Annotated in this window: 31 protein-coding genes and 3 pseudogenes; 24 read left to right on the top strand and 10 right to left on the bottom strand. The window is 55.4% G+C overall.

The genetic code is table 11. From position 1 onward, the window contains the following. Positions 1-193: 193 nt before the first annotated feature. Positions 194-1,176: pseudogene (gene acuI, locus ACW44H_RS19895) on the bottom strand (acrylyl-CoA reductase (NADPH)). 161 nt (positions 1,177-1,337) lie between these two features. On the opposite strand from acuI, the pseudogene ACW44H_RS19890 reads away from it, so the two are divergent. Then, a pseudogene (locus ACW44H_RS19890) lies at positions 1,338-2,060 on the top strand (IS3 family transposase); the annotation flags it as partial. Positions 2,061-2,296: 236 nt separating this feature from the next. Here the strand turns inward: ACW44H_RS19890 and ACW44H_RS19885 are convergent. The 6 genes from ACW44H_RS19885 to ACW44H_RS19860 all read right to left on the bottom strand — a co-directional run bounded on the left by ACW44H_RS19885 (position 2,297) and on the right by ACW44H_RS19860 (position 5,316). Further along, entirely contained in the window at positions 2,297-2,710 is a 414-nt protein-coding gene (locus ACW44H_RS19885; RefSeq protein ID WP_240719815.1) for a DUF6691 family protein, read from the bottom strand. After that, positions 2,707-3,168 carry a YeeE/YedE family protein gene (locus tag ACW44H_RS19880; RefSeq protein WP_457509097.1) on the bottom strand — a complete coding sequence of 154 codons (462 nt, stop codon included), beginning with the start codon at positions 3,166-3,168 and terminating at the stop codon, positions 2,707-2,709. The genes ACW44H_RS19885 and ACW44H_RS19880 overlap by 4 nt, the downstream gene beginning before the upstream one ends. Positions 3,169-3,278: 110 nt before the next feature. Beyond that, complete coding sequence (locus ACW44H_RS19875; protein ID WP_176304696.1) at positions 3,279-3,452, bottom strand: hypothetical protein; 174 nt, start codon at positions 3,450-3,452, stop codon at positions 3,279-3,281. Between the two features lie 69 nt (positions 3,453-3,521). Further along, positions 3,522-3,950: a TIGR01244 family sulfur transferase gene (locus ACW44H_RS19870; protein WP_035557861.1), complete on the bottom strand. Its 429-nt coding sequence runs from the start codon at positions 3,948-3,950 to the stop codon at positions 3,522-3,524. A gap of 20 nt (positions 3,951-3,970) precedes the next feature. Beyond that, positions 3,971-4,882, bottom strand: coding sequence for an MBL fold metallo-hydrolase (locus ACW44H_RS19865; RefSeq protein WP_457509096.1), 912 nt, complete (start codon positions 4,880-4,882; stop codon positions 3,971-3,973). A gap of 287 nt (positions 4,883-5,169) precedes the next feature. Beyond that, positions 5,170-5,316 carry a hypothetical protein gene (locus ACW44H_RS19860; protein ID WP_157826461.1) on the bottom strand — a complete coding sequence of 49 codons (147 nt, stop codon included), beginning with the start codon at positions 5,314-5,316 and terminating at the stop codon, positions 5,170-5,172. Between the two features lie 440 nt (positions 5,317-5,756). Here ACW44H_RS19860 and ACW44H_RS19855 point away from each other — a divergent pair, with 440 nt between their 5' ends. Continuing rightward, positions 5,757-5,879, top strand: a complete 123-nt coding sequence (locus ACW44H_RS19855) for a hypothetical protein (protein ID WP_268762340.1) — start codon at positions 5,757-5,759, stop codon at positions 5,877-5,879. A 153-nt stretch (positions 5,880-6,032) separates the two neighbouring features. On the opposite strand, the gene ACW44H_RS19850 is transcribed toward ACW44H_RS19855, so the two are convergent. Next, on the bottom strand, positions 6,033-6,305 hold the full coding sequence (locus ACW44H_RS19850; RefSeq protein ID WP_035557864.1) for a hypothetical protein: 273 nt from the start codon (positions 6,303-6,305) through the stop codon (positions 6,033-6,035). Between the two features lie 705 nt (positions 6,306-7,010). Here ACW44H_RS19850 and ACW44H_RS19845 point away from each other — a divergent pair. From ACW44H_RS19845 to ACW44H_RS19835, 3 genes are all read left to right on the top strand, one after another. Further along, positions 7,011-7,637 (top strand): class I SAM-dependent methyltransferase, encoded by a 627-nt coding sequence (locus tag ACW44H_RS19845; RefSeq protein WP_035557867.1) that lies wholly within the window; start codon positions 7,011-7,013, stop codon positions 7,635-7,637. A gap of 457 nt (positions 7,638-8,094) precedes the next feature. Then, a complete protein-coding gene (locus tag ACW44H_RS19840; protein ID WP_157826462.1) occupies positions 8,095-8,247 on the top strand; it encodes a hypothetical protein in 153 nt (50 codons plus the stop codon). Between the two features lie 192 nt (positions 8,248-8,439). Further along, positions 8,440-8,715 (top strand): hypothetical protein, encoded by a 276-nt coding sequence (locus tag ACW44H_RS19835; RefSeq protein WP_035557873.1) that lies wholly within the window; start codon positions 8,440-8,442, stop codon positions 8,713-8,715. A 243-nt stretch (positions 8,716-8,958) separates the two neighbouring features. Here ACW44H_RS19835 and ACW44H_RS19830 read toward each other — a convergent pair whose 3' ends face one another. Then, positions 8,959-9,801, bottom strand: a complete 843-nt coding sequence (locus tag ACW44H_RS19830) for a hypothetical protein (RefSeq protein WP_052703854.1) — start codon at positions 9,799-9,801, stop codon at positions 8,959-8,961. A 141-nt stretch (positions 9,802-9,942) separates the two neighbouring features. On the opposite strand from ACW44H_RS19830, the gene ACW44H_RS19825 reads away from it, so the two are divergent. The 5 genes from ACW44H_RS19825 (at position 9,943) to ACW44H_RS19805 (ending at position 13,211) form a co-directional block, all read left to right on the top strand. Continuing rightward, a complete protein-coding gene (locus ACW44H_RS19825; RefSeq protein ID WP_035557876.1) occupies positions 9,943-10,299 on the top strand; it encodes a hypothetical protein in 357 nt (118 codons plus the stop codon). Then, positions 10,292-10,702, top strand: coding sequence for a DUF6573 family protein (locus tag ACW44H_RS19820; RefSeq protein WP_035557880.1), 411 nt, complete (start codon positions 10,292-10,294; stop codon positions 10,700-10,702). Before ACW44H_RS19825 ends, ACW44H_RS19820 begins: the two co-directional genes overlap by 8 nt. 236 nt (positions 10,703-10,938) lie before the next feature. Beyond that, the gene (locus tag ACW44H_RS19815) at positions 10,939-11,529 is read left to right on the top strand and encodes a DUF6927 domain-containing protein (RefSeq protein ID WP_052703853.1); all 591 of its coding nucleotides are present in this window, start codon (positions 10,939-10,941) and stop codon (positions 11,527-11,529) included. Positions 11,530-11,724: 195 nt separating this feature from the next. Next, entirely contained in the window at positions 11,725-12,303 is a 579-nt protein-coding gene (locus tag ACW44H_RS19810) for a hypothetical protein (RefSeq protein WP_035557883.1), read from the top strand. A 125-nt stretch (positions 12,304-12,428) separates the two neighbouring features. Next, the gene (locus ACW44H_RS19805) at positions 12,429-13,211 is read left to right on the top strand and encodes a hypothetical protein (RefSeq protein WP_035557885.1); all 783 of its coding nucleotides are present in this window, start codon (positions 12,429-12,431) and stop codon (positions 13,209-13,211) included. 605 nt (positions 13,212-13,816) lie between these two features. Here the strand turns inward: ACW44H_RS19805 and ACW44H_RS19800 are convergent. Continuing rightward, on the bottom strand, positions 13,817-14,215 hold the full coding sequence (locus tag ACW44H_RS19800; RefSeq protein ID WP_035557890.1) for a MerR family transcriptional regulator: 399 nt from the start codon (positions 14,213-14,215) through the stop codon (positions 13,817-13,819). Between the two features lie 78 nt (positions 14,216-14,293). Here ACW44H_RS19800 and ACW44H_RS19795 point away from each other — a divergent pair, with 78 nt between their 5' ends. From ACW44H_RS19795 to ACW44H_RS19730, 14 genes and pseudogenes are all read left to right on the top strand, one after another. Beyond that, positions 14,294-14,713 (top strand): mercuric transporter MerT family protein, encoded by a 420-nt coding sequence (locus tag ACW44H_RS19795; protein WP_035557893.1) that lies wholly within the window; start codon positions 14,294-14,296, stop codon positions 14,711-14,713. A 33-nt stretch (positions 14,714-14,746) separates the two neighbouring features. Further along, entirely contained in the window at positions 14,747-15,052 is a 306-nt protein-coding gene (gene merP / locus ACW44H_RS19790) for a mercury resistance system periplasmic binding protein MerP (RefSeq protein WP_035557896.1), read from the top strand. Positions 15,053-15,115: 63 nt separating this feature from the next. Beyond that, complete coding sequence (gene merA / locus ACW44H_RS19785; RefSeq protein ID WP_035557898.1) at positions 15,116-16,750, top strand: mercury(II) reductase; 1,635 nt, start codon at positions 15,116-15,118, stop codon at positions 16,748-16,750. A gap of 219 nt (positions 16,751-16,969) precedes the next feature. Then, positions 16,970-17,413 (top strand): glycoside hydrolase family 15 protein, encoded by a 444-nt coding sequence (locus tag ACW44H_RS19780; RefSeq protein WP_052703852.1) that lies wholly within the window; start codon positions 16,970-16,972, stop codon positions 17,411-17,413. Positions 17,414-17,844: 431 nt separating this feature from the next. After that, a complete protein-coding gene (locus ACW44H_RS19775; RefSeq protein WP_127059530.1) occupies positions 17,845-18,171 on the top strand; it encodes a hypothetical protein in 327 nt (108 codons plus the stop codon). Continuing rightward, complete coding sequence (locus ACW44H_RS19770; protein ID WP_127059529.1) at positions 18,172-18,429, top strand: hypothetical protein; 258 nt, start codon at positions 18,172-18,174, stop codon at positions 18,427-18,429. It begins immediately after the preceding gene. Positions 18,430-18,567: 138 nt separating this feature from the next. Next, positions 18,568-19,914, top strand: coding sequence for a dihydrolipoyl dehydrogenase family protein (locus ACW44H_RS19765; RefSeq protein WP_035557901.1), 1,347 nt, complete (start codon positions 18,568-18,570; stop codon positions 19,912-19,914). A 190-nt stretch (positions 19,915-20,104) separates the two neighbouring features. Beyond that, positions 20,105-21,280: pseudogene (locus ACW44H_RS19760) on the top strand (ISL3 family transposase). 172 nt (positions 21,281-21,452) lie between these two features. Next, a complete protein-coding gene (locus ACW44H_RS19755; RefSeq protein WP_035557913.1) occupies positions 21,453-21,914 on the top strand; it encodes a hypothetical protein in 462 nt (153 codons plus the stop codon). Positions 21,915-22,067: 153 nt separating this feature from the next. Next, a complete protein-coding gene (locus ACW44H_RS19750; protein WP_035557917.1) occupies positions 22,068-22,409 on the top strand; it encodes a single-stranded DNA-binding protein in 342 nt (113 codons plus the stop codon). Between the two features lie 64 nt (positions 22,410-22,473). After that, the gene (locus ACW44H_RS19745) at positions 22,474-23,037 is read left to right on the top strand and encodes a hypothetical protein (RefSeq protein ID WP_035557920.1); all 564 of its coding nucleotides are present in this window, start codon (positions 22,474-22,476) and stop codon (positions 23,035-23,037) included. Positions 23,038-23,131: 94 nt separating this feature from the next. Further along, positions 23,132-23,947 carry a DsbC family protein gene (locus ACW44H_RS19740; RefSeq protein ID WP_035557923.1) on the top strand — a complete coding sequence of 272 codons (816 nt, stop codon included), beginning with the start codon at positions 23,132-23,134 and terminating at the stop codon, positions 23,945-23,947. A gap of 450 nt (positions 23,948-24,397) precedes the next feature. Then, entirely contained in the window at positions 24,398-24,856 is a 459-nt protein-coding gene (locus tag ACW44H_RS19735; RefSeq protein WP_052703851.1) for a hypothetical protein, read from the top strand. Beyond that, on the top strand, positions 24,853-25,203 hold the full coding sequence (locus ACW44H_RS19730; RefSeq protein WP_113270576.1) for a hypothetical protein: 351 nt from the start codon (positions 24,853-24,855) through the stop codon (positions 25,201-25,203). Before ACW44H_RS19735 ends, ACW44H_RS19730 begins: the two co-directional genes overlap by 4 nt. Positions 25,204-25,428 lie beyond the last annotated feature (225 nt).

The following is a 25,428-nucleotide window of genomic DNA, read 5'->3' as shown; positions in this document are numbered from 1 at the left end:
AGCATAGTCGAGGTTGGTGAAGGCGATTGCTGAAACAATTCTTTCAGAAGACCACTGCACACCGGGCGGTCCGCTCGATGCGCTGGTGCAGCCGTCTTCTGAAAATGACACCAGGACTTCCTGGAGGGGCAATTTTGCGTAAATAAATTACGTTAAATTTTCTACGTAAAGAAAACGTACCTATTATTCGGATTTATAGAGCCATGGTCACTACTACGCGTCCGCGAATGCGACCGGCGAGCAGATCATCGGCCGCCTCGATGGCGTCGTCGAGGGCGATGGAGCTGGTGATAGCATCGAGCTGCTCGGGAACCAGCAGCTCCCCCAGACGCCGCCAGGACTCGACGCTATCCGCGTAGGGGCGCATCACGCTGTCGATCCCCGCCAGGGTCACGCCGCGCAGGATAAAGGGCGCGACGCTGGCGGACAGGTCCATGCCCTGGGCCAGACCGCAGGCGGCCACCGTGCCACCGTAGCGGGTTGAGGCCAGGACGTTGGCCAGGGTGTGGCTGCCCACGGCGTCGATAGCTCCCGCCCAGCGCTCCTTGCCCAGCGGGCGTCCCGGCTCGGAGAGGGTAGCCCGGTCGATCACCTCCGCGGCGCCGAGCCCTTGGAGGTAGTCGGTCTCCTCTGGGCGGCCGGTGTAGGCCACCACCCGGTAGCCCAGCCGCGTGAGCAGCGCGATGGCGTAGCTGCCGACCCCTCCGTTGGCGCCGGTGACCAGCACATCACCCTGCTCCGGGGTGACGCCTTGCCTCTCTAACGCCATCACTGAGAGCATGGCGGTGTAGCCGGCGGTGCCGATGCCCTGGCTTGGCGTGGCGTGAAGGCCGCCGGCAGGGGAATCAGCCAGCGGCTCTCTAGACGGGCCTTCTCGGCCAGTCCGCCCCAGTGGCCCTCGCCCACTCCCCATCCGTTGAGCAGCACTGCATCGCCCGGCGCATAGGCCTCGCTCGCGGAGGCCTCCACCGTACTGGCTAGGTCGATGCCCGGCACCATGGGGAAGGCACGCACCACTGGCCCCTTGCCGGTGATGGCCAGGGCGTCCTTGTAGTTGAGGGTGCTGCAGTCGACCCGGACGGTGACGTCGCCCTCGGGCAGCTGCGACTCGTCAAGGGTCTCGAGCGTCGCCTGCTGCCGGTTGTCTTGCTTGTCGAACAGGATGGCTTTGAACATGTTGCACCTCGTGTCGTGGTGGGGTCTTTTATTGTAGTGGCATAGTGAATTTGGCCACCTAATTAGAGGTGCTAATATGCACCAAGACATCACTAGGTGGCAGCATGACAACATGACCAAAACGTAACTTTAGCCCTGAATTCCGTCTCGAAGCAGCACAGCTGGTCGTCGATCAACACTACACTGTTCGTGAAGCGGCTGAAGCCATAAATGTGGGGCATTCGAGCATGGATAAATGGGTTCGTCAGTTACGCCAAGAGCGTGATGACCAAAGCCCTAAAGCAACGCCCATGACACCCGATCAGCTCAAGATTCGCGAGCTTTAAAAGCGCATCCGTGACATTGAGATGGAAAAAGACATCCTAAAAAAAGGCTACCGCTCTCTTGATGTCGGACTTCCTGAACACTTCTCGCTAATCGAGAAACTCAAGACGAGCTACCCGGTAAAAAAACTGTGTGACGTGTTTGGCGTGCATCGCAGCAGCTTTAAATACTGGAGACAACGTTCAAAAAGGCCTGTGTGTGCCACGAAGACTAAGGAAATAGCCAAGGTCAGAGAGCTATTTCGCGAGAGCGAAGGCTCTGCAGGGGCGCGCAGCATTGCAGAGATGGCGACAAGGCAGAATGTACCGTTAAGTCGCTATCGCGCTGGCCGCCTGATGGAAAAACTTGGCCTGATTAGTTGCCAAATACCCGGTCATAGCTACAAGAAAACGGGCGAAGAACATGCTGAGGTACCGAACCACTTAGCGCGTCAGTTTAACGTTGAGGCGCCCAACCGCGTTTGGTGTGGCGATGTCACCTATATCTGGACTGGCAATCGCTGGGCTTATCTAGCCGTTGTTATGGACTTATTTGCTAGGAAAACGATTGGCTGGACGATGCCAAGAACACGCTCATGGGGTTAGTGGGTCTTGAAATCCGGCGTGGCAGCCTGAAACACGGCTGTACGGTAATAAAGCCAGCGGTAGTGGCTAAAAAGTGGTCGCGCAGAGAATACTCGGGCCATGTTGACTGCTTCACTTGCCCAGAGATGAATTGTTTAGTGCTTTACTAGAATTACACTTCTAATAAACCTATTCTTCAATCGTAGAAAATATGGTTGAAGCTCAAGCGCCGATCAGCGACTGCCTGAGAACCGCTTTGCCAGCCACCATCCTCCTATCATCGACAGTAGCATTGCCATGAGTGGCGTGGTCAGCCCAGCGAAAGAGGCGAATGCTGGTCCGGGGCAATAACCGGACAATCCCCAGCCAATTCCGAACAGGACCGCCCCACCCATCAGTCTTCCATCCAGATCACGCCGAGTGGGTAGTTGGAAGGCCTGAGCAAACAAGGGCTGTGAGCGGCGCAGCACGAGTCGATAACCGATGAACGTCGTGGTGACGGCACCGCCTAGTACAAACATCAAGGTCGGGTCCCAATCTCCAAACACATCAAGGAAATTCAGCACCCGGGTCGGGTCGGTCATGCCGCCGATCGCCAACCCTAACCCGAACAGCAACCCGGCGAGATAACCCATCAACGTTTTCATATGCCACCTCCGATGAGATGACGCATGACGAAGACGGTCAGCATGGCGCTTCCAAGAAAGGTTAAGGTGGCCGCCAACGATCGTGGTGAGAGTCGCGCCAGGCCGCTGACGCCGTGACCACTAGTACAGCCGCTGCCGACTTTTGTCCCGACGCCGACCAATAGACCTGCCAGCAGCATCAGCCCGATGTCTCCCGCCGGCTGACCGATGACCTCATCCGGTGCGCCGGAGACATTACCTAGCCCACCTCCCAGTAAAATAAGGATGAGTGGGCCGCTGAACAGACCCAGTAGGAAGGCCAGGCGCCAAGCCGAATCTCCTGCGGGTTGCTCCAGCAATAGTCCGGAGAGGATTCCGCTGACGCCGGAAATACGACCCAGCGTTGCCATCAGCAATACAGCTGCCAGGCCGATCAGCACACCGCCGATCAAACCGGAAAGACTTGCCGCTATGTCCACGTTGTGTCTCCTCTATGTCAGGTATTTGAAATATGCCGGACAAGCCGTGTCGAAGCATCGTCATTGTCGGGATCGCTCAGCTCTGCAGAAGAATGAGCGTGCAAGGCATGTCAAGCATCGAACGTGTTCAGGAAGACATTACCGCTGAAATTGCGTAGGAATGCTGTCTTCAGCAGGCGGTTCATCTCTGGCCCCTTGACCTCGCAAAGGTGCAGTTGTAACCCCGCATCACTCAAACGCGGGTTGATCGACTGCAAACTATCCAGTGCCGAGGCATCGATCAAGTTGACGGCCTGGCAGCCACTGAGCGATGGGGAAATAGCGGCGCAAACTGGCCATGCCGGTCAGCGCTATTAGTTGTCATTGGCCTGGTTTTCGAGGCTCTCGCGAAGCGGCTCTAGGTCATAGCCGGCCGACTTGGCAGCACCGACGAGTTCCGAAATCGGACGATGCGAGACCTGTGAATAGGCCCAGAGATGAGCGACCCGTGTGCCGGTCCGGCAGAAACCGATCACGGGAGTCGGCGATAACTCCAGGGCATCGGCAAAGGCGGCAATGTCCTGCTGGGAATACTTGCCGGGCTTGACGGGAACTTCATGCCAGACCATACCCAGTGATTCTGCCTTAGCCTTGAGAGCATCGGGATCCGGCTGGTCATCACTTTCCCCACGCGGGCGATTGGAGATAATGGTGCGGAACCCTTGCTCGGCGAGCTGTTCAAGTTCGTCGAGGCGAGGTTGTGCTGTCACATAAAGACGATCATCGAGCGGTTTGATATCCATAGGTTACCTCCTTGGTCGCTTTAGGAGCGCGCCTCATCCCAGGCGGCCCCCGGTAGAGCATCGAGGGGAATCTTTAGGTAACGACGACCATTATCCTCTGGCTCTGGCAGGTCGCCGCCCCGGATATTGACTTGCAAGGCGTGCAGGATCAGTTTAGGCATGGGCAGCTTGGCGTCACGCTCGTTACGCAAGGCGATGAAGCTGTCCGCTGTCGGGCTGTCTCGGAGATGAATATTGGTTTCGCGCTGGACTCTCACCGTGCTTTCCCACTCTGGCTCGCGATCGCCGGGCATGTAGTCGTGACCAGTAAAGAGCCGAGTGTCGTCCGGCAGTGCCAGGATGGCCTGAATGGAATCCCACAGTTTGTGAGCATTGCCCCCGGGGAAATCGGCACGGGCCGTACCACCATCCGGCTGAAACAGCGTGTCGTGCACGAACGCCGCATCGCCGATGACGTAGGTGATCGACGCCTTGGTATGGCCGGGCGAGAACATAATCCGGCCTTCTATCTCGCCCACGTGGAAAGTATCGCCCTCTACAAAAAGGTGATCCCACTGGCGGCCGTCATCCGGAAAGTCGGGCCAGTTGTATATATCCTTCCATATCGCTTGCACTTGTGTAACGTAAGCTCCTATAGCCGTTGGTGCTCCTGTCTTTTCCTTTAGATACTGTGCTGCCGAAAAATGGTCCGCGTGCGGATGGGTATCCAGAATCCATTCGACCTTCAGCCCTTGGCTGGCAACGTAGCCCAGCAATTCATTCGCATGGTGCGTTGCGATAGCGCCGGACTTTTCATCGAAATCTAGGACTGGGTCGATGATTGCGCAGCGCCGAGTCACAGGATCGCTAACAACGTACTGCACGCTAGAGGTCCGCATGTCGTAGAAGCCGACAACATCTGGCTTGCCTGGCGAGTGTCGAAACGTTTGCATGGCATCCTCGGTTGTTGGTAAAAACGTTACTAGGTTAGAACAAAAAAACATAATGTCTAGCATCAGCAACCAAACCGCACAAATCATTTATCGCGGCAGCCTTCAAGGAGAAACACCTACTCTGTTTCGCTGGATTGACCCATTTCAGGGCTTCGTGGACTATAATGATGCGATAGAAATCCTGATGAGGATGAAGTTTGCCGACCTGTGCTAGATCATGCAGGGCCAAGCTGACGATACTTGCAATGGCAAAAATCCCCATTGGTAAGGAGGCTTGTTATAGCTGATCATGGCCGTGTACGGCGGGCTTTGGGTGCGTGCGTAGCTACAAGGGCATGCTCGACAAATACTTTGCCATCCATGGCTTCACGGATCGCAGCCAACACGGCTGACACAATCAACCGCCAGTCTGGGTATGCGGCTCGACTAAACATGACTGATTTCCTAAGCATTCCTACGCAGGTTTCCGTCGGCCCAACGAACTGGACCGGGAGGAGATATCGAGCATGCACTGAAGCAAACGTCGCAAAGCTTAGATTGGCTGGGGTCTTCCTAGGAGAAACAGTGCTGACTTCTGCCAACTGTGACCATTAGATATCTAGCGTGATTTTTGTCCATTTACCCTTCTGCAGCGTGGAATTCGGGCTCAACGAGCTCGAGGAGTATGCGCTATAGGTGCTGTACAGGGACTGAAGTACTGACTTTGTAACAATCAGCCCACGAGGAAAGGGTAAGAAGATAGCTCGTGCAAATCGACAAAAAGCGAATCCAAGTCAGGATGAAATTCAAGGCGTGGCGTTATCGGCAGGAAAAGCTAAGCGAGGTGTGCTTAACGTAACCATTACTGTAAATGAGATAGAAAGGGAGAGAAACAATGATGGATGGAATGATGAACGGTGATGCAATGATGTGGGGGATGGGGCTGATAGGGCTTCTTGTCCTAATACTGCTTGTGCTCGGTATTGGGGCTCTCGTTAAGTATCTATTTAAAAAATAAGCGAGACCTTAAAAGCGGTGAGGATACTGAGGGCTCTCAGTGAGTACAACCATTTGCTTCCCAAGTTCACACAAGGGCAGATAGCCGGCATATACGAGTGCCATGTTATTCCAACTGAGGCGCGGGACATCCGCAGCCACTCATTGCCTGTTGCTAAAGAACAAGTACTATACGAGTGCGGCAACCCCAAGCACGAGGAGCAGGATTACAAGCAGACAGAGCAGGTCCATCCCACCACATCATCAATCCGCCGCAAGCCACCATTTCGCCCATCGTCAGTTCTTCTCCCTGTAGTGTCGGTTTCTCCTGCATTTCAATCTGCACCGGATGTCCGGCGGCTTTCCACTGCGGATAGCCCTCGGTAAGGCTTATCGCCTTAGAAAAGATTGGTATTCTGACAGCGATATACCCCGCCGTCTGGAGCATCGGTAAGCTCTTTACCGGTGCCTGGTCAGACCGGGTGGGGCGTCAGGGGCTCATCGTCTGCCAGCAGTGGTCATTGTGGTGTTTGCTGTCTCCGTAGGGTTTTCGGGATTTGCGACGGGCGCGTTCCTATTGGGATAGGTAAAGCGATGGTTTATCCTACCCTGTTCGTCGTCATCGGTGATGTCGTGCATCCAGCGTGGTGATCCTCGGTTGGCATCTATCGCCTCTGGCGTGATCTTGGCTATTTCTTAGGCGCTATTATCGCAGGGGTGGTAGCGGATACACTGGGACTGGCTGCGGCGTTGTGAGTGGTGGTGGCTTTGACGTTCGCCTCGGGCCTATTCTCGACGCTGCGCATGAAGGAGGTACTCCAGATCACCGCACGGTCTCAGCGCAGCTGGATCCCTAACCAAGCTGGGAAGTGATTTACCGACCATCTCCTTGCCCATAGGCCCGGTCACGCCCGCGCCAAAAAGGAGAAAGACATGACGAGCATCACTCCTTCTTCTTGCCCGATGGGTCTTGGGCGCAATAGTCGTAGCAGTAGACATTGCCGGAAAGTTCAACACCTAGGACGGGAAAGAGCGCGTTGTAGTGCCCCAGAGATGGAGGGCAACAAAGGGCACAAGCTGGCTTAGCGGGGGTGCTATAGGCTTACAACACAATGATATGAGTTTTATCCCTATCGAATGTGGAGGAAGTGCCATGGGTTTTTATAGTCGCCACATACTGCCGCATCTGATCAACCTGACGATGGGAGCGGGGATGCTTAAGAAATATCGTCAACGTACCGTGGCCAAAGCTCGGGGGAGTGTCTTAGAACTTGGATTTGGATCTGGAGTTAACCTACCTTATTACAACCCTGAGCTTATAGAGAAGTACTATGCAGTGGAGCCGGATGGTGGCCTTTTAAAGCTTGCGCAAAAGCGTATTAACAAAGCCCCTTTCAAGGTGGAAGTGCTGCAAATGGGCGCAGAGCAGATAATACTACCTGATGACAGCATAGACACGGTCCTGAGTACTTGGACACTCTGCACGATTCCGGACATAGAAGCGGCTCTAGCCCAGGCGCGAAGGGTGCTCAAGCCCGGGGGACAATTGATTTTTGTCGAGCATGGACTCGCGCCAGAAACCCGCGTTGCCAGCTGGCAGCAACGGCTGACTCCGTATTGGAAGCGTTGCGCCGGTGGCTGCCATCTGGATCGGCAGACAGATGTGTTGCTTCTCAATGCCGGCTTTGTACTCCAGGATCTGGCTACAGGCTATCTCGGTCGTCCCAAGACCATGACGTTCATGTATGAAGGCGCGGCCAAGCCTCCCGCTGTCGGGTGAGTGAACTGGGTTCGCTGGCGGTAGATGGCGAACTCCGGGGCGCGAGATGTGAAAAAAATCAATTACATGCTACATAGCTGCTGGTGTAGCCCAGCATGCATGGCGGAGCCAGCGGCCCAGTAACGTGATCGCCAGCATGTTATGTCTCTCCACCCCTGTCTCGGTACGGTCACCCTCGGCTCTATCTCGGAGTGACATTCTGGTTTTTATCTTGAGCCCAGGTAATGAGGTCTCGGGTTCAACAGTGGTTTACGAGGCTCAACAGGCCCAGTACCCGGCAAACTATCGGCATTATGGTGCTTTTCTTAATTGGCATTGCCCTAATCGCCAGTGTGGTCTTTCGCTAGGCCACTGCTTTTGCATCTGCCGTTCTGCATGTTAAGGACGGTAGGTCTATGCTATCGCTGGATCGGCGATGTGTGCGGCCTCGGCCTGCTGTGGGGGGGTGAAACTGGTCATGGGCCCCGTAGTGCGAACGCCTTTCCCCGCCGCCTCTAATCTCTTCGCCAAGGTAACGGTGGTGGCCAAGGAGAAGGGTCTGTTGATCTACCTTCGGCGCACTCTGAACGGCCTGCTCGATGAACTGCTGACGCAGACCAGTCTCACCTGACGCTGGTCAAGAACGACGCAACGAGCCGGACATTGGCATCGGCAGGCGGAACCGCGCTAGTCGAGTCGCCCGCGTGATAGTTATCGTTCACGGAAAATTCGCTGTGCACCCTATTTACGAACCTGAGTGTCACCCTGCCCCCCTATCTCCTCTTGAGACCTGTAATCCAGCAGGAATGAGAGGAGTAGGATCATGAGCGTAAAGTTTCAACAATGGGTCGCCACGGTACGACGAAGGATGCAGGATGGCCAGCCTCTGCTGGGGCCGGACAGCCTGCAGGCACTGACAGACGATGTACGAAAACTCGGTCTTGGCGCTATGGGTGCCGGAGTTCTGGGTTTCTTCGCTCCTAGCGAGAAAATCACTCTTGGTGCATCAGTTGCCATGTTTTTCGTAGGTGCTATCATTTGGGTAACAGGTATTGCGTTTCTTGTAAGAATTGAGCGCAACAGTGCAGAAAAGGATTGAATTTATGAGCCCTTTTGGATGGTTAGTTACAGCTTTTGCAGTCTTTATGGCGGCCGTGTGTTTATTCACGTTCGTTCAAATTGAACGCAGCAAGCATCATCACCATCAGGACGGCAGCAGCAGTTAGCTGAATTCTGGCGATTGTCATTCTCGTCAGAACAAGAGACATTGATCTCACATTCAACAAGCTCTTCCTTCGCGAAGAGCTTTTTTATTTCCGGTTACCAGAGGCTGGCGGATGGTTCAGCTAACCACTTCCTTGGCGAGGGAAAAGGCCACAGCCACCAGTGCAAGGCAGCCCAACGCCAGAGGATTGGTAAGAAAACGACACACTGCATAGCGGTATGGATGGGCTTCAATGCGGTCTTTCGTGGTCTGCAGGCTTGCAGCCTTTCGCTTGAGCTTCGCTATCTGCCCTTCCTGTTCTTCCAGCTTTCGCTGCTGATCAACTAGCCAGTCACTCGCATTCACCTTTTGGATATTCAATCGCCAGGCACGCTCGGCATCGTCAGTCGTCAGGTTTTCAGCAAGCATGTATTTTGATCGAGCGGTTATCTGCGATTCGGTTTCACTAGGGATGAATTCAATACCGAACTGCTCATAGAACCGATCACGCCTAACCTTGTTATTTCCATCGTGTGCGCCTGGCTTTTCATCTTGCCACGACAGCTCGATCTTCATTACCTCTGCCAGCGGCCACTGCCTGGCCCAAGTGACGATCTCTGCCATCAGGTAGGTGCCGATACGAAACCCGCGTAAACCGTTAAGAATCATTTGAATATCTGCGGGACCTCTGCATTCACCGTGAGTGAGTCTGACCCGCTCCCTATCTGTTGAGCTTGAAGGCGAATATGCAGCTGACCATTCGAGTTCATTTCCCTCAGGAGGCCGCTGGGTATCGATCCGTTTGACTCTAAGCGTGAGTCGAGCGCCCTGGCCAACAATTTGTTCTATCCGCTGGATCATCAAAATCGCGTGTGGAGTCTCGCTGTTGGGTGTCTCTCGGTGGCGAACCTGGATAACACGCAGATTCTCTCTGGGCGCTCCCTCAGTAGTGCTGTCCTGGGCTGTTGCTTTACCGACCATAGGCATCTCCTGAATTGATTGTTTCGCATGCGAAACAGGTAGGGGGCTACCAATACCATACTTTTCAACGTCAGCAAGGCCCCTATCTCTTCTTGAGACCTGCTTTGCAGGAATGTGAGAGAGAGAAGAGAGAGAATCCCAATGGAAACATTTGGCGAGCGTTTGGAAACGATCATCTACAGCCGTCGCGGCGGTAACTTCGGTGAATACTTAGGCGTTGAAGGTCTGAGCCGGAGGGTGCGAATAAGCGAGCAGGTGTTCAAAGTCCGCTCATGTGTGGATGTGGATTCTGACTGGATGTGGGAGGTTACGCACGAACCAAGCGGCTTGTCTGAGCGTTCTAATGAACGCTGGGGGCTATGCTTTGCTGCTGATCGACTGGCTCGCGTTGTTAGACGTGAGAGCGCCTGGAAGTTGCCGACTGGGCCTGAGGTTACACCCATCCCAATGGCTGCTTTTTTGGCGTCACGCCAACAGGGGGCTACAGCTCATGTTTGATGAAACTGACATGATCCATAGCTATTCCCGTGCGGATGCCATCGAAGATGGCAATTTGGTAGATGTCAGCGAACGTGCTGAGCACGCCGCCGGCAACATGATGGGTTTCAAGGTGCCTGTTGCCATGACTGCTGCAGCCTGGGAGGCTTTGGTGGCGTGGCATGACGGTAGAAGCCCTCATGAGATGCAGCAGCAAGAGGATAAGCGGTTAGGCGATGTATTGCTTGTCGCCCTTGAGGCTGCTGCGAGAGAGCGCAACGAGAGATATATCGACTTCATCGTTGATGTGATTGAGCAATCCGAAACCGGCTCTATCGTTGTGCCAAAACATGTTGTTATGACTATAGGTCCTGGGGATACCCCTAAGCCTGTGATAACGATCATGCTACCCGAGGAGGACTGACGCGATCGCGCAGTTATCACTCCTCTTTCTAAGCCCCTAGTCAGCCTTGTGCTGCCTGGGGGTTTTTCTATTTATGATGCCCATGAGCCAGGATCATGATTTTGCGGCTTCGATCCTATATGGCACTGCAATGGGAGCTAGACGCTATGTTTCGCATGCGTAACATTTTCTGTCAGTTTCACCCCTATCCCCTCCTGAGACCTGCAATACCGCAGGAATGAGAGAGGAGTAAGATTATGGGTACTTTATGCGTACCAAAGCCGTCCGACCGTAAAGCCTACCTGGACAAGGAATACACCAACCAGGATGGATCTAACGAAGTGCTGAAGTCGAGTTTCGTGGGCTCTACCTATTACGCTGCGATTAAGGTCCAGCGGAGGGGAGAGGCCACGGATCATGCGTCTATTGAGTACACGATAGCGGCGGTCGTGAAAACTAGCTGTTCGCAGGGAGAGTTTTGCTACAAGTCGATGGATGAAACCATGGGGCCAGCCTTGTCACAGTGCCCTGCATCGATTCTCAAACTGCTATCTCCGCTTGAGGAGCTGGAGCAGTTGGGGGTAGTAGTGGGAGTCGGACTGAAGTATGCCAGCGAATGGCGTGAGAGATGCCTAAAGCATGCTGAATCGAAAAAGCAGCGTGTGCGTCTGCAAAATGGCGATCGGATAAAACTACCGTACACAGTACGGTTCGTTGGAGGCCTGGAGTGCGACACATTCACCAAGGTGGACTTGCCGCGCAAACGCAATGTTTTCAGGCCAGATGGCTCGTCCAGCTTGGTAAGGCTTCAGGCCCGCCACCTGGATGATGCTGTAGTGCTCGCGTAGTATTTCAAGCCCTCTCTGCTGTTCTCAGCATGGGGCTTTTTCACGCTGGCGCCAGCCGCGCTATACCACCTGACACACAAGCCCTATCACTTCCTGAGGCTTTGGCCGTGTTCGTGTTCACCTCATGAAGCCCCTTTGCATCACCCTCCCCTCCCCCCCGATACTGAAACTCACCTTAGCCAAATGGAAGCCGTTATGACTGACTTAACGCATGAAGACCGCTTGTTTCTTCGAGAGCTACAGAAAAATATCGCTGCTAGTTTGGCCGGCTATTTTGATCAAGCGTTCGGCACTAATGTGCTGCCCGCAACCGGCGCCTCGATCACCATTGAGGGTGAGGTGAAGATGAACATGTACGATCACGCGCCAGGGCTCGCATTCTTTGAGAAGGAAACCTCACGTTCTGTGGCTGTACCTCCATACACTGAGTATTACAAACTGCGTGAGCTGGCTGAGGCTGGTTTTGCTGAGTTTTATCAGGCATCGAGTGAAGCCGAAGACGTATATGAAGGATTGTTTAGGCCTTTGATCATGCGTATCTGCAATAGTGGTGGGGTTGTTATAGACCTTTACGAACGAGGGGGCTGGCTCGTGGACACAATGCCTCCTAGCCAATGGACCGAAACGGCAGTTCAGATTGAGGAGCTGAATCGAGAGGGTAGCTTTCAGTCAGGATGGGACAATTTTTCGACAGCCCAAAGGCTGCATCGGCAGGCCTCTCGGCTACAGCAGTTGCTCACCCTTTCTCGTCACAGGACGAAATGCGCTGCCTGACACAGCCATAGCGACAGTACTATGAACCCTCTTTGTTTCGCGTGCGAAACACTTAGCTCGTCAGTTACTCCCCTACCTCATCTTGAGTCCTGCATTTACGCAGGAATGAGAGAGGAGTAAGGATCATGACGACACAGACAGACAAGACCACCTGCTGGATACCGAAGTGCCAACTTCCCGCACTGCGCGAAATGGTAGAACGGCTCGATCGCAAGGCAAAGAAACTTGGCATGGCGTCCTTCGAGATCAACGTGCTGGAAGAGGCTGTAAAGCCCTGGGCTCGTGAGAAGTTGGATCTTGAAGATCGACTGTCGCACTTTAAGCTGGAGCAGATCGTTGCCGTGAAAGTCGCAGTCAGTGGCGAACCTCCGAAGCTGGACGGGTATCGCTTGCTGGCGCGAATCGACATGGCAGCGAACCAGGCAGCACGGGGCACTCCCTTGGAGTGGGCATATAGCCGATTGCCCGAGCCATACAGATCGGGCGACGCCACGGGCGACTGCAGCCACTGCAACAAACGGCGTGAGCGGCGTTATCTCTTTCTGATGGAAGAGATGGCAATTGGCGTTGTCCTAGAGGTCGGAAAGACATGCCTCAAGGACTATCTTGGCCACCAAGGCGCTGAGTCGATGATGGCCCGTGCTCAACTATTGGTCTCTGTTATCAATATGATGGAAGAGATCGATGAGGTGGGCATATGCGGCGGTCGCCCTCCAGATGCTGTTGTCGAGCTGCGATGGCTGGTTGCCGCGGCAGTAAGGCAGATTCGGGAGCGAGGCTTCGTGTCTCGTGCTCGAGCAGAAGAAACTGGCGACCTGGCCACAGCAGAAATTGTGGGTGAGATGGCTCGTTCAGTCCCGATGGTCAGCAAGCGAATGAAGGCGTGTGTCTCTGAGGACGTGGCGTAGGCTGATGCGGTAATAGCTTGGGCACGGCAAGTGATCCCTCTGCAGACTGAGCATAACGATTTCGAGACGATGATTGTTCATCATGCTCGTTTCGACTTGGTTAAGCTTAAACGCGGAGTCGGCGTTATGACGGCGGCTGTCACTGCCTACGATCGACATGAGGAGTCAGCTGTTAACACCGAGTCAATGATGGCTCTCGGCTATGCTGGAGGTCCTGGCGATCAGTTGGAGATGGAAGTTGTGCGTAAGCGGTCCTTTTCATCAGATACGCGATGGGAGCTGATGTGGAAGCACATATTCTGCGACCCCGAAGGTCGGTACATTGTCTGGAAAACAGGTAAGGCCCTTGAGGGGAGTAAGGTTGTACTGAAGGGGCGAGTCAAGGAACACGGCGAGTACCGCGGGATTTCCCAGACTGTCGTGACACGCTGCTCAATTAGACCTACATGATTCACTAGCCCCTGAACCTTTCGGTCAGGGGCTTTTTTATGGTTCTTCGCCGATCAGCGAGAAAGAGAAGGAGGACGTCAATCACAGAGATTGCCTTAAGCCGCTCTGATGCGAAGAGGTAAAAGATGAACCACACCGCAGTAATAGGTATTCGGCTAAGAGGTCTCAGAAAGAATTTCTATGATGGGACATTTGGGAACTTCCTCTCCGCTGCATTGGGCCGACATTTCTTTTAAGGCGCGTTGCATGCGATGCAGGTCATTTATCTTGCGCTGGATATCGTCGGTATGCCTGAGTGCAAGCTCCTGTACCTGAGCGCAGGTGTAATGCCCGCCATCAACCAGTCGTAGAAGGTCCTGCACCTCTTCGAGCGTAAATCCCAGTTCGCGCGCTCGGCGGATAAACGTCAGCCGTGTGAGGTGGCGCTCTTCATAGCTACGAAAGCCGTTCTCGCTTCGGGGCGGATTCGGCATAAGCCCAATGCGCTCGTAGTACCGAACCGTCTCGATGTTGCAACCGGCTCGTCTGGCTAGCTCCCCTCGGCGTAATGGCATGGCCTACTTTCCTCTTGATCCTGTAGTAGCTACAGGGGCTACAGTAGCTATGAATACCCAAATTGCAAGAGAATCACTATGCAAGACAGTAAAGACCAGACGCTTGATCGAAGCGAGCAAACCACGACGAGCCGATCAGGGCGCAAAGGCCTACTGGCAAGCGGTAGTGTCATTGGCGCGATACTCGCCTCCGCCTGCTGCATTCTGCCGGTGGTATTTCTCTCACTGGGCATCGGCGGGGCCTGGATGAGCAATCTCACGGCGCTTGCGCCCTACCAGCCGCTCTTTCTCGCCTTCACCCTGGCAATGCTCGGTATCGGTTTTTATAAGGTTTATCGCAAGCCCAAGAGCGCCTGCCGGGCCAACGCTTGTGATGTGGATGGCTATTGCGGCACGCCGCTTGCCGAGCGAGTGATCAAGATAGCGTTGTGGGGTGCGACGGCACTCGTCGTGTTGGTGCTTGCCTGGCCGTATATCGCCCCGCTGTTCCTTGGCTAATACACCTTCAAATTTTCCTGGAGTCTTTCTTATATGAAATTTAGCACCTTGATCGGTACGCTTTTTTTGTCCGCGGCAAGTGCCGGGACGGCCTTCGCCGCTCAACAGACCGTCACCCTGGCTGTTGACAATATGACCTGTTCGACCTGTCCCTACACCGTCAAGAAAGCGCTCAATCAAGTGCTCGGTGTGGAGAACGCCACGGTTTCCTACGAGGAAAAAAGCGCCACCGTGACCTTCGAAGATGCCGAGGCGAGCGTGGCGGACTTGACCGCCGCTACGACCAATGCGGGCTATCCGTCGCGCCTGGCCTCCGAGAAAACTAAACAAGCCCAGTAACCACCTAGCCCACGTTCATCGAGGGCTGCGGGAGTTGTGCGAAAGGATTACCGAGGAATTTTTATGCAAACCACGATTACAGTTACCGGCATGACCTGCACGAGTTGCGCCGACTCGACTCAGGCGGCGCTCAATGCACTGCCCGGGGTCGAGGCTGAGGTCTCTTATGACCAGGGCCGCGCGGTAATAATGCGCCCGGGCGAGGTGGGTACCGAGCGTCTGCTTGAGACGATCCGTGCCAAGGGCTACGGCGCCGATCTGACGCAGGCCACAGAGCGAGCCAGCAGTGACCGAGGCAGCGAACAGGGTCTACATATTGCCGTGATCGGCAGTGGCGGGTCTGCCATGGCAGCGGCGTTGAAAAGTGTCGAGCGGGGTGCCCGTGTCACCCTGATCGAACAAGGTACCATAGGGGGTACCTGCGTCAACATCGGCTGCGTGCCCTCTAAGATCATGATCCGTGCCGCGCATATTGCCCATCATCGCCGCGAAAGCCCGTTCGATGACGGCATCACGGCAACGGCACCAACCATTGATCGTGGCCGTTTACTGGCCCAGCAGCAGAGCCGTGTGGAAGAGTTACGTCACGGTAAATACGAAAGCATCCTAGAAGGCAACCCGGCCATTACGGTTATCCGCGGCAGGGCCCGCTTCCGTGATGCCCAGACCCTGATTGTTGACAAGAACGATGGCAGCGAGCGCGAGGTCGCTTTCGATCGTGTCTTCATCGGGACCGGCGCGCGTCCCGCCATTCCACCGGTATCGGGGCTGGCTGGCACGCCCTATTGGACCTCGACCGACGCCCTGGCCAGCGACACCCTTCCCGAGCGTTTGGCGGTGATCGGGGCATCGGTGGTCGCGGTGGAGTTGGCCCAGGCCTTCGCGCGGCTGGGCAGCAAAGTGACGATCCTGGCGCGTAGCCGCCTGTTCTCCCGCGAGGACCCGGCCATTGGCGAGGCCCTGGAAGCCGCTTTCCAGGCCGAGGGCATTGATGTATTACGAGGCGTCCAGATCAGCCAGGTGGTGCATACCGATGATGAGTTCGTGCTCACGACGGACACGGGGGGCATCAAGGCCGACAAGCTGCTGGTCGCGACGGGCCGCACGCCTAATATCGAAACGCTGAACCTTGACGCCATCGGCGTAGAGACTGCCCGCGGAGCGATTCTGGTCGATGATTCTCTGCGTACCACCGTACCCACTATCTATGCCGCTGGGGATTGCACCGACCAGCCGCAGTTCGTCTATGTCGCCGCTGCGGGCGGCAGCCGCGCCGCCACCAATATGACGGGGGGCGAGGCGCGCCTGGACTTGAGTGCCATGCCGGCGGTGGTCTTCACCGACCCGCAGATCGCAACCGTCGGTTTGTCCGAAGCCGAGGCCGAGGCTCAAGGATTCGCTACCGACAGCCGGACCCTGACCCTGGATAACGTGCCCCGTGCGCTGGTCAACTTTGAGACCGGCGGCTTCATCAAGATCGTCGCCGAACGCGACAGCGGGCGCCTGCTCGGGGTCCAGGCCGTGGCCGGCGAAGCCGGCGAGCTCATTCAGACGGCGGTCATGGCCCTGCGTGCCGGGATGACGGTACAAGACATCGCTGATGAGCTTTTTCCTTACTTGACTATGGTCGAGGGGCTCAAGCTCTGTGCCCAGACCTTTACCAAGGACGTCAAACAACTGTCCTGCTGCGCGGGGTGACAAGCCTTGATGTGACGTTGGCGACCCTTGTTCGAGAAATGGCCGATCATGTCGCCGCCCACTGGCACGAACCCGATCAAGGGATCTAGGAAATGCGTGGGGAACCGCGTCATCACGTCTACAAATACCATGGCCTGGGTCGCACTCGACCGCACACTGCGCCTGCTGGGTCCTCAGCCCGCCTGGGAACTGGCATGAGATGGCATATTCCAGGCCATCGTGACTCAGGGGATCAAGCTCAGTGGCGGCTACCTCACGCAGGCCTTCGGTCATGACGATCTCGATGCCGCGCTTTTGTTGATCCCATTGATGGGCATTCCTATCGACAAGGCCGTACTTGAACTGACGGCTGCAGCAGTGGAAGAGCACCTATGTCATGGCGATGTCGTACACCGCTACCTGGCTTCGGATGGGCTTTCCGGCAGCGAAGATGCGTTTCTGATCTGTAGTTTCTGGCTGGTCGATATACTTCTAATGCTTGGTCGAGCCGAGGAGGCTCGCGCCCTGTTCGAGCGGTTACTGGCCAACGCCAACGCCAACGATGCGGGGCTCTATGCCGAGGAGAGCGATCCGACGACGGGCCTGTTCCTTGGCAACTTCCCGCAGGCTTTTACCCATCTTGCGCTGATCAACCGTGCCCTGCATATACAGCTCTACGAATAAGGTAGCGTGACGGCACCCATGCGGATTGCGTCCGGCGTACTGCTTCAAGCCTGTCCTCGGTCGCAACCAATGCGCCTTGGCGGCGCTGCCTCGGTCAAGGAGGCCGGGGTTCGTGACACAGTTCTGGAACTGCACCCGACCTCCTGGCCAGGCAAGTGAGGCGAGCCAGACAAAGTCTGCCCCTGCCCACAAGGCTACCGAGTCGACCTTGGGCAGGCTGGCTTCTTCAGTTACCAGACATAAACAACAACCACCTTGTCCCTGTAATAACTACAGGTCTACGTTGAAGTCAGCAAGGTCAGGATTTTCAGATTCGCCAACGAGTGAGGAGGGCCTATCCCTGCCAGCTCGCTCCCATGAATACCTGCAGGATGGCCGTTGATTTATCGGAGCAAGAGGCTCTCCAATGTCAATGAAAGGAGGCAACGACGATGTCTGAAGTGGAAATAGGCCGCCCCGAAGGCCGCACGTCCTACAGTGACTACGCCGAACGCTACTATGCTCAAGCGGGGGCGGGAAGAAACAGCCTCTCCGCAAGCGAGTACGTGGCCGTCGTCGAGGGCTTTCGGCGTGAAGTCGTTTGCATGGGGCAGTGCAACTTGTACCTCGCCGCGACGAAAGACTCGCAAATCAAGGAAGCGATCAAGACCTACCTTGAGGATGTATGCAACCCCAACATCCATGAGATGAAGAAGATTCTGGAAGTTGGCGGTTACGCCCTGCCGGCGCCGCTTGAAGAAACCATGAGCCCTGACTAGGTGCCCGATCAGGATACCTGTGTCGCCAATGACCGGATGATCGTGAATGCCCAGTGGTTCGCGGCGCGTGCGTTCATGACGCTCTGGCACAACTACGCCAGCATGAGCCAGCGCACGGATATTCGGGACGCCTTCATTCGAAACTATCACCGGGCCAACCGCTGGCATGTCACATTCCATGAAATCGCGGTAGAGAAAAAGCTAATGGCCCCCTTGCCCACCGTGGAGCCGAAAGACATGCCACTGATCCCCGAATAAGTGGCACGGTTCAGAGGGGAATAACGCATTTCCAGGGTATCGCTGTTCGGGCCACGGTAGAACGAAGCCTGGACAGCGATGACTTCAACGCGGCGACTAGCGGCTACCAAGTCGCCGCTACGCAAAGGAGTAAACAAGATGGCAGCATCCTACGATCTCGTCGCTATCGGTACCGGCACCGCCGCTAAAATAGTCGTCATGCGTGCCCAAGCCGCCAACTGGCGTGTTGCGATCATCGACTCCCGCCCCTTTGGGGGCACCTGTGCCCTGCGCGGCTGCGACCCCAAGAAGATGATGATCCAGGGGGCCAAGGCGCTGGACCATGCTCACCGCATGCAAGGCAAGGGCGTGGAGGGAGAGGTCCGTATCGACTGGGCCGAGCTGCTACGCTTCAAGCGAGAGTTTACCGATCCTGTGCCTGAAAAACACCAGGCCATGTTCAGCGACAAGGGCATCGATACCTACCATGGACAGGCGCGTTTTACCGGCCCCAACCGCCTTGAGGTTGAGGACCAGGTACTTGAAGCACAGCATATCCTGATTGCCACGGGAGCCGAGCCAGCCACCCTGGGTATTCCAGGCGAAGAACACCTCATAGACAACGAACAATTTCTGGAACTGGCTACTTTGCCGCCGCGGATTGCCCTGGTCGGCGGGGGCTATATTGCCGCAGAGTTTTCTCACCTGGCTGCCCGGGCTGGAGCTCAAGTCACCGTCCTACAGCACGGCGAGCGGATGCTCAAGCCCTTCGATCCGGACCTGGTCGATTGGCTCATGGAATCCTTCCGTGATCAGGGCATTGATGTGCGAACCCAGACCAACGTGGACGCCATCGAAAAGACGGCCTCCGGCTATCGTGTTCGCACCTCCTCGAATGGCGAGACCGGCACGGTTGATGTAGACCTAGTCGTGCACGCGGCCGGAAGAAAGCCAGCCCTCAAGGCCCTCAACCTGGAAGCGGCCGGTATCGAGACCGAGAAGGGGCGGTTATCGCTAAATGAGCATCTGCAAAGTACCTCGAACCCCGCCGTTTATGCCGCAGGCGATGCCGCCCAGGTGGGGCCGCCCCTGACCCCCGTGTCGAGTCACGATGCCAAGGTGGTGGCCGCCAACCTGATCGATGGCAAACGTAGCACACCGAATTATAAAGGGGTGCCGAGTGTCGCTTTCACCATTCCGCCTATCGCCTCCGCCGGTCTCGACGAAGCGCAGGCCCGTGAGCAAGGGCTGAAATTCCGCGTCTCGAGTCAACACACACACAACTGGTTTACCGCCCGTCAGGCCGCCGAGCCGGTCTATGGCTTCAAGATATTTATCGAAGAAGAGACAGATAAGGTACTGGGCGCTCATCTCGTCGGCCCCAACGTGGATGAAGTCATCAACGTATTCGCGCTGGCCATTCGTCATGGGCTCACCACCACGGACCTCAATACGACAATGTTTGCCTACCCAACGGGGGCCTCAGACATAGGCTCGATGCTCTAGGAGAGCCTGATAGCGGCAACTTGAGATGGCTAGACCTCATGCCTAAGCATTGAGATCTTTATTTGGCAACTGAGGATAAGAGTTCCAAACCATTTTCAGGTTTCACTGCAGGATAGCACCCGTAAACGAGAATGACGGCGGTAGAAAGGTTTAAGCCAAAAAAATGTCCCAACCAGACCACCGCCGTGCCATGGATGCTAGTTTGCTTACCTTGTTCTGGGAAGACTTCGAGTTGGTTTGCTATGAATCACTCGGCGCCAATGGCCTGCTGATCAAGCTCAAACTCACCGCCTCACACCCGCCCTGCTGCAGTCGCTGTGGCCAATCCACCTGGCTCATTCATGATGTCAGTTATCGCCGTGTGCGTGAGCGCGACCTGTTCCAGTATCGCGTATGGCTAGACATCCCTGTGCGCCGAGTACGTCGTCCGGCCTGCGGCCCCCGATGAGAGCGTATTGCCTGGCTAGCCGGACGTCAGCCACTGACCTGCGCCATGGTGAGCTGGGTCGAAACCCTGGTTCGACTTTCACCTATCAAGCATGTGGCCGAGCTGGTGGGGCTTCAATGGTATACGGTCAAGACTATGGATCATCGGCGCCTGAGTCATGAGACAGCCCAGGCAGACCTGACCCGGGTGCGGCGTCAGTTTGTCCTGCACAAGGGGAACCACTATGCCATGGTGGCTATTTGCGCCGACACACAGCAAGTCCTGTGGGTCGGCGAGGGGCGTTCATGCGCATGCGCTGCCTTCGAATGGCTGGACAGGGATACCTGTCAGCAAAAAGAAGCGGTCGCCATGGGCATGAATACGGCAATGGACATGGAAGCCAAGCAACACTGCCCAAAAGCCAGGGTCGTTTACGACCTGTTTCACGTGGTCGCCAAGTTCGGTCGCGAGGTGATCGACCGGGTGCGGGTCTATCAGGCAAACCGGCTACGCGAGAACCATGCTGGCCGGCGTGTGATCAAGCGCAGTCGCTGGTTGCTCCTGCGCAACCGCACCAACCTGGACCCTGAGCAGGCCGTCAAGTTGGATGTATTGCTAGCCGCCAAAGAGCCGCTGACCACGGTCTACCTGCTTAAGAGCTAACTCAAAGAGCTATGGTACGCACCTAGTGAAGCCGAGGCCCGCCGACGCTGTAAAGCGTAGTTTGGAATGGCCATCGACAGTGGGCTCAAGTCGCTGGTTGCTTTCGCCAAGCACCTAGAAGGTATCGTTGCCAGTGCCCTTTATCGACTCAACACCAGCGCCCTGGAAGGAATGAACAATCACATCAAAGTCATCAAGCGAATGGCTTACGGCTACCGGGACACGGCGTATTTCTTTCTGAAGATCAAAGTCGCATATCCCGGCAAAATGCGATGAACTTTTTTATTCTGTCGCTTGCCCTTTCTTAACCCCGTAAAAAACTACCTCTACAGCCTAGGGATGTTCTGCATGCGAAACATTTTACAGGCGCTCTAGCTGTCCACTTATGGCAGTCCCCGCCCTATCTCCTTTTGAGACCTGCATCGCAGGAATGAGAGGAGAGAGCGACATGAATATTGAGCTGATTATTAATCAAGAAGATGCCATAGCTTTTGGTCGTGAGTTCGGCGGGCTGCAATTAGATGACCTCCGTGCTGATAAGGTGGCGTTTGCCATCGACTCAGCGCAAGGCTCTCTTTTCATTCTGCCTCGTGAGGCCGGTCGCCGCTGGCGCCAGCCAACGCCACGTCAAATGGCTGACTTGGGAACGGATGTGAATGTGGCCTTCGAGGTCTTCTCGCTTGGTGAGCTTGAGGGGTTCGCTTTCTCTGTCGAGGATGGACCTGTCATCCAGGTGCGTCGCCCTGATCGCAAATTGCATCGGGAAAGCACTTTACAGGCCATAGAGAGCGCCGAAGATACATTCATTGTGAGCTTCACCAAGAGAGCTTTTGGTAACTTCCTCCTTAACTTGGCGCACTGGAGTTATCTCCAGCCCAAGGCAAGAATCGTTCGTCACCTCCCGAGGTGACCACTTCAAAGCCTCCTCGACTCATCTGAGTCAGGGGGCTTTTTCATGCGTTAGGAAAATAAACCGCCCAGGTTCGCTCCTTAGTGTCAGTAGCGCCCCTATCCCCCAACGAGACCCATTACGTTGGGAATGTGAGAGAGAGGAGATTTGAACATGTGGGGACAGACTCTACAGATTGGTCACATTGGCGAACCAGAAGTTCGGACCAACGGCAATGGCAAAACTTACGTTCGGTTCGGTATCAACATGGCCAAGAAAGTGGGTGATGATCCGATGTGGCTTAACTGCATCCTTGGTGGTCGCTTCGCCGAGGTTATGAAGGATCGCTTGAAGCGCGGTCAGTTGGTCTTTGTCGAGGGCGAATTGTCCTTCCGTAAGGCTGATAACGGCACTGTGTATACCAACCTTATGGTGGACACTTGCCGCATCCTCCGTGATCCGCGTAGCGCTGGTGCTGCAGGTGATGGAGACGAAGGAGTGGAATTTCCCTTTTGATGTTCTATTCACAGCCCCTGGTTTATTCCTGGGGCTTTTTCATGCGTAGACGATAGGCAGGCACATGAGCGAGACAGACCAAAAAACCAGATCCCGATTTCAGCACCCCTTGGCTAGGGTATTGCCTTTGGCAGGTGGTGTGCTGGGTGCGATGGCGTTCGCTATAACCGTCATTCCCTTAGACCTCCCATGGGCCTCGTCAAACGCTGAATCACCAGCCGTGGTGACATTCGATACGGCCAAATACGTTAATGCTCGCCGTGCAGCAGCCAGTGAGCTGCTAGGGGACGGTGAGGCAAGAGATTCAGCCGTATCCACATTGGCTCGCGTCGACAATGGCGTTCGCCCAGCGATCGTTGATGCAGCAGATGGCGCTTTGGTCATCGTCCGTCAAGCAGCCGTCTTGGACGGCACTATTCCTGACATCACTGACACCGTACTGGCTGGTTTAGGCCTGCCAACAGATGCCCCCACGATCGAGACAAGTCTTGATCGTCATGGAGACACCACCTACAGCGCATCGAACCTTTATGAGGAGGCTCGAGAGCTGGTCAGTCGTGCTAACCAGCAAGCGCGTGAGCGTGCCGATTCGCAGCGCGAGGCGGGAATTGAAGAGCTGCTGCCATAAACAGCAGATGATTAGAACCTGATGTGGCCATGCCCTGCATGGCGAAGACTACGCCAGCACCACTGGCGCTTAACTTTGCTCAAGGAGCTTATTGATGAAACACCTTACCCTGATCGCCTCCGCTGTTGCAGTCGCCTCCGCACTTTTCGCGGGAACTACCGTCGCCAATGACGACAATGCCGGCTCCAGCTTAGAGCTTCCCAAGGCCGTGTCCGATTTGGGCATCCCTGGAGCCAAGGTCGACAAAACATTCGATACCGGCCTAGATGGCATCAATGGCTGGGTTATTAGTGTCGAGAACGACACTAATGTGATCTATACCACTGAGGATGGTACGCATGCCTTTATCGGGATGATTCTGGGCGAGGGTGGCGAAAACTTGACGCAGGCTCACATGGAGCAGCACATGGAGAATAGCCCGCTGGCCAGCATGCCGAAGCGAGCTGCCTCTCAGGACAACGGATTTACAGATGAGGATGAGGCCGCAGCGCTTGCGCAAGTTGAGGAAAATGCCTTCTACGTTGAAGAGGGGAGCGGCGACAAGGTTCTGTATGTCGTCTTTGATACTCAATGTGGTTACTGCCAGAAAATGTATCAAGAGTCCCGGGCGGTTCTGGATGAAGTCACCATCCGTTGGATTCCGGTAGGCTTCATGGGCGAGGGCTCGCTCCACCAGGCTGCACAAATAGTCGACGCCGAGAACCCTACCGAAGTGCTGGCCACATTTGAGGGAGGCGGCAGTGTGTCTGGCTCCCCGAGCGCCGAAGCTATGAACATCGTGAGTGAGAACAGCAACCTGATCCAGCAGCTGGGTATCCGGTCTACACCGAATACGCTCTACAAGGATGAGAACGGTGAAGCTCATATCATGCGTGGTGCTCTTCGTGCGGCTGAAATCCGTAGCCTGTAACCTTATTGCACCTTGAAGAAATGCGCCCTGGCTCCCTCTCCGGCAGTCCGGGCGCCCAGCTAGAGGGCACCCCATGTCTCTACAAGACCAACGCACTGTTAGTATTATGCGGCGAGCAATCGAAGGAATGTTTCCGCAGTTCGCCGTGAACCGTCTATTTCCACGTCAGCCACTCAAGGTAGGCCGTGGTACACGGGAGAAGACCCTTTACCCCTTTCGCTGGCTGCACCGTCCTCTGACGCTTGAGCAGGCGCGCTGGGTCGCAAGTAGGTCAGTTGATTATTGGTTCCGGTGGCTCATCGCGTTTGGTGCGTCTCTTTATCTCTCTGTCAAATTGGGACCGCCTTACGGAGCATTCCTCCACTTAGGTTTTACGCTACTTGCTGCATGGACATTAATAGGTGTGGCCGTGGCTGTCGGGCGGAATAGAAAGACTCCGAGGATAGATGCATGAAGCAAGGCAACAAAAGTTGGCTCGCCTCTTTGGGGCGCGTAATATCCGGCCTGCGTAAGCAGTCGATGGATGCTGACCAAGTTGATCCAAGTGACCCAGCTATCACGAAGATGACAATTAGCCTGGCACTGGATCTCCTAAACGAAGAGCAATCGCACGAGCGTTTCAAGCCTAAAGATCGTGTCTCATGGAAATGGGGCATGAAGAACAAGAGCGTGCCGCTGGCCAGGCAAACTGCTGTAGCGTTACAAGTCCGTCAAGAGCCATTCAACGATAGCACCCTGGCACCTTCATCCACGTACTACGAAGAGCCTTTAGATGTGCTTGTAGGTGTGTATACCCACGAGGGTATTTTTCGAGAGCTATGGGTCGATGGGCGGCGCCTATGCTTGCTGACAGACCATCGCATAAACAGCCCGAACGGTGGCACTCAGTGGGGACAAGGTGAAGGATGATTGATACCAAGGTCATTTCAGATGCCCCTCTGAAGTTCGATGAATTGCTGACCACCGTGGCCAAGGAACAGCTTGGCCTGGATGGGAGCTACACAGTGTATGCGGTCGAGACGGATCAGATTGATGAGATCAATCTCAAGATGATTGAAGGCCTGGATGACATCCATCTACATTGTTTCACTGTAAGGCTTCCCCCTGGCTTGGCGAGAGTTAGCCTCGCCCCGCGGGATGGAAATCACTGGCGGATGGAAGAGGCGGTTCATGGGGTCGTGGATTATGGCCATACAGCTCGGGAGACTATAAGCGCCAGCTATAGTGGCAATGGGCAACGGTTGTACATCCCTTAGTCAAGTGGCAAACACTAAATGTTTCATTCTGCTTGAATTTAATATAATTCGTCGTCTGGCATAGATATAATATGGATAGCAATGATAACCGACTGGACCAGCTGAATGAGCTTCCCCTTACCAAAGAAGATCAGCGCTTCATACTCCGCTGCCTCCGTGAGGGCGGAGTGGTCGACTACCAACCCGTCCTCGCGGCATACCAGCTGTGTTGGAACAATGCGGCTG

The sequence above is a fragment of the Vreelandella sulfidaeris Esulfide1 genome (assembly GCF_054072535.1).
The sequence above is the reverse complement of the archived record's forward strand: the minus strand, read 5'-3'. Positions and strand labels throughout refer to the sequence as shown.

What these genes read in the sequence shown, in the direction of transcription:
- ACW44H_RS19885 (WP_240719815.1), bottom strand. Translation starts at nt 2,710, where the DNA reads ATGAAAACGTTGATGGGTTATCTCGCCGGGTTGCTGTTCGGGTTAGGG.
- ACW44H_RS19870 (WP_035557861.1), bottom strand. Translation starts at nt 3,950, where the DNA reads ATGGATATCAAACCGCTCGATGATCGTCTTTATGTGACAGCACAACCT.
- ACW44H_RS19865 (WP_457509096.1), bottom strand. Translation starts at nt 4,882, where the DNA reads ATGCAAACGTTTCGACACTCGCCAGGCAAGCCAGATGTTGTCGGCTTC.
- ACW44H_RS19860 (WP_157826461.1), bottom strand. Translation starts at nt 5,316, where the DNA reads ATGTTTAGTCGAGCCGCATACCCAGACTGGCGGTTGATTGTGTCAGCC.
- ACW44H_RS19855 (WP_268762340.1), top strand. Translation starts at nt 5,757, where the DNA reads ATGATGGATGGAATGATGAACGGTGATGCAATGATGTGGGGGATGGGG.
- ACW44H_RS19850 (WP_035557864.1), bottom strand. Translation starts at nt 6,305, where the DNA reads ATGCTCCAGACGGCGGGGTATATCGCTGTCAGAATACCAATCTTTTCT.
- ACW44H_RS19845 (WP_035557867.1), top strand. Translation starts at nt 7,011, where the DNA reads ATGGGTTTTTATAGTCGCCACATACTGCCGCATCTGATCAACCTGACG.
- ACW44H_RS19840 (WP_157826462.1), top strand. Translation starts at nt 8,095, where the DNA reads ATGGGCCCCGTAGTGCGAACGCCTTTCCCCGCCGCCTCTAATCTCTTC.
- ACW44H_RS19835 (WP_035557873.1), top strand. Translation starts at nt 8,440, where the DNA reads ATGAGCGTAAAGTTTCAACAATGGGTCGCCACGGTACGACGAAGGATG.
- ACW44H_RS19830 (WP_052703854.1), bottom strand. Translation starts at nt 9,801, where the DNA reads ATGGTCGGTAAAGCAACAGCCCAGGACAGCACTACTGAGGGAGCGCCC.
- ACW44H_RS19825 (WP_035557876.1), top strand. Translation starts at nt 9,943, where the DNA reads ATGGAAACATTTGGCGAGCGTTTGGAAACGATCATCTACAGCCGTCGC.
- ACW44H_RS19820 (WP_035557880.1), top strand. Translation starts at nt 10,292, where the DNA reads ATGTTTGATGAAACTGACATGATCCATAGCTATTCCCGTGCGGATGCC.
- ACW44H_RS19815 (WP_052703853.1), top strand. Translation starts at nt 10,939, where the DNA reads ATGGGTACTTTATGCGTACCAAAGCCGTCCGACCGTAAAGCCTACCTG.
- ACW44H_RS19810 (WP_035557883.1), top strand. Translation starts at nt 11,725, where the DNA reads ATGACTGACTTAACGCATGAAGACCGCTTGTTTCTTCGAGAGCTACAG.
- ACW44H_RS19805 (WP_035557885.1), top strand. Translation starts at nt 12,429, where the DNA reads ATGACGACACAGACAGACAAGACCACCTGCTGGATACCGAAGTGCCAA.
- ACW44H_RS19800 (WP_035557890.1), bottom strand. Translation starts at nt 14,215, where the DNA reads ATGCCATTACGCCGAGGGGAGCTAGCCAGACGAGCCGGTTGCAACATC.
- ACW44H_RS19795 (WP_035557893.1), top strand. Translation starts at nt 14,294, where the DNA reads ATGCAAGACAGTAAAGACCAGACGCTTGATCGAAGCGAGCAAACCACG.
- merP (WP_035557896.1), top strand. Translation starts at nt 14,747, where the DNA reads ATGAAATTTAGCACCTTGATCGGTACGCTTTTTTTGTCCGCGGCAAGT.
- merA (WP_035557898.1), top strand. Translation starts at nt 15,116, where the DNA reads ATGCAAACCACGATTACAGTTACCGGCATGACCTGCACGAGTTGCGCC.
- ACW44H_RS19775 (WP_127059530.1), top strand. Translation starts at nt 17,845, where the DNA reads ATGTCTGAAGTGGAAATAGGCCGCCCCGAAGGCCGCACGTCCTACAGT.
- ACW44H_RS19765 (WP_035557901.1), top strand. Translation starts at nt 18,568, where the DNA reads ATGGCAGCATCCTACGATCTCGTCGCTATCGGTACCGGCACCGCCGCT.
- ACW44H_RS19755 (WP_035557913.1), top strand. Translation starts at nt 21,453, where the DNA reads ATGAATATTGAGCTGATTATTAATCAAGAAGATGCCATAGCTTTTGGT.
- ACW44H_RS19750 (WP_035557917.1), top strand. Translation starts at nt 22,068, where the DNA reads ATGTGGGGACAGACTCTACAGATTGGTCACATTGGCGAACCAGAAGTT.
- ACW44H_RS19745 (WP_035557920.1), top strand. Translation starts at nt 22,474, where the DNA reads ATGAGCGAGACAGACCAAAAAACCAGATCCCGATTTCAGCACCCCTTG.
- ACW44H_RS19740 (WP_035557923.1), top strand. Translation starts at nt 23,132, where the DNA reads ATGAAACACCTTACCCTGATCGCCTCCGCTGTTGCAGTCGCCTCCGCA.
- ACW44H_RS19735 (WP_052703851.1), top strand. Translation starts at nt 24,398, where the DNA reads ATGAAGCAAGGCAACAAAAGTTGGCTCGCCTCTTTGGGGCGCGTAATA.
- ACW44H_RS19730 (WP_113270576.1), top strand. Translation starts at nt 24,853, where the DNA reads ATGATTGATACCAAGGTCATTTCAGATGCCCCTCTGAAGTTCGATGAA.